Here is a 1,167-nt window from a genome sequence, read left to right as displayed (position 1 = left end):
ATTCACCTTAAAACTCTTAGCCAGAAGCGGAGAACAATTAAAACTATCACCCTAATTGATGAACCAAACAACCGCCAATTATGATGAACCCTGGAAAGAAGCATTAACCGAGTATTTTGAAGCGTTTTTATGCTTCTTTTTTCCCGAAGTTAACCTAGAAAACGGGTTTCTCGGAGAAACCCGTTTTCTGGACTTTAAGACAAAAAAACGTTTCGCTGACAAACTCTATTCAGTTATCAGTTATCAGTGACTAAGTAGGTGGGTGGAATTAAATATAAGATGAACGTAGGTTGGGTTGAAGCATGAAACCCAACTCCCGATTATGTTACGCTACCGCTAACCCATCCTACAAATAATTGTGCCTCCCTACTTAATTGGAAGCAAGTAGCAATCCCTTTGCTATAATAGGGTCTGCTGAAAAGGTTTTTCCTGGTGGCAGGGTGTGGGGTGTGGGGTTTTACCGATTTTGTTCCTACCTCACCATTAGGATAACTGCTGTAAATGAAATAACCGACTAATGAAAAAGATAATATTGACTTTACTATTAGCTTGGCTTTTAGTTGCTAACATGAATAGCCAAGGAGTTTTAGCAGTGACGCTCGATTTTCAATGGTCGGGAAATCAAGGTTATACAGCTAAAGGTTCTTTTAGTTATGATGAAAAAACGGCCCCGACTATCTTTTCGGAAAAAGGTTCGGGAAAAATGCGAGTTTTAGAAAATTTTCAGGTATCTTTTTATGATAACATTGGTCAAGAGATCGCTAAATACGATAATGTCAGCGAGGGAATTTCCTCGGCTAATTATTTTCAGTTTAATTTTAATACCAAAACCGGTCAAGTTTTCGGCTCGATCGATCTGGGGGGTGAAGGGATGGGGGAAATCTATCTTCAAGGGGTGGTTAACGATAATTTGGCCCTCTTGCGGGTGGAGTCGGTAGATCTGGTCATGGATGAGGATGATTCACCAGAAATTATCACTCAGTTTTGACTAAATTGATCGGGAAAATAGGGATTATCCTAGCCTAATTTTTCCGCTAATTCTAACCAGCGATCGGTTAAATTATCAATTTTTTGACTCAATTGAGCTAATTCTTCGGTCAGAGCGGTTATTTTGGTAAAATCTTCTAGGGGTTCTCCATAAAGTATTTTTTCAATTTCAGCTTTTTT

Annotated in this window: 3 protein-coding genes; 2 read left to right on the top strand and 1 reads right to left on the bottom strand. The window is 38.9% G+C overall.

Annotated features, from left to right (window positions below):
- Nucleotides 1-58: 58 nt before the first annotated feature.
- Together PX636_RS13890 and PX636_RS13885 are read left to right on the top strand one after the other, a co-directional pair.
- Nucleotides 59-250, top strand: a complete 192-nt coding sequence (locus tag PX636_RS13890) for a hypothetical protein (protein ID WP_002759850.1) — start codon at nucleotides 59-61, stop codon at nucleotides 248-250.
- 267 nt (nucleotides 251-517) lie between these two features.
- On the top strand, nucleotides 518-988 hold the full coding sequence (locus PX636_RS13885) for a hypothetical protein (RefSeq protein ID WP_288117606.1): 471 nt from the start codon (nucleotides 518-520) through the stop codon (nucleotides 986-988).
- A 29-nt stretch (nucleotides 989-1,017) separates the two neighbouring features.
- On the opposite strand, the gene PX636_RS13880 is transcribed toward PX636_RS13885, so the two are convergent.
- On the bottom strand, nucleotides 1,018-1,167 hold a 150-nt coding region (locus PX636_RS13880; protein WP_288117607.1), incomplete at its 5' end, for an ABC transporter C-terminal domain-containing protein.

The sequence above is a fragment of the Microcystis sp. M53598_WE2 genome, from assembly GCF_030067735.1.
Lineage (GTDB): Bacteria > Cyanobacteriota > Cyanobacteriia > Cyanobacteriales > Microcystaceae > Microcystis > Microcystis aeruginosa.
The sequence above is the reverse complement of the archived record's forward strand: the minus strand, read 5'-3'. Positions and strand labels throughout refer to the sequence as shown.

Excerpts from the sequence above, each read along its gene's own strand:
- PX636_RS13890 (WP_002759850.1), top strand. The coding sequence starts at position 59 with ATGAACCAAACAACCGCCAATTATGATGAACCCTGGAAAGAAGCATTA.
- PX636_RS13885 (WP_288117606.1), top strand. The coding sequence starts at position 518 with ATGAAAAAGATAATATTGACTTTACTATTAGCTTGGCTTTTAGTTGCT.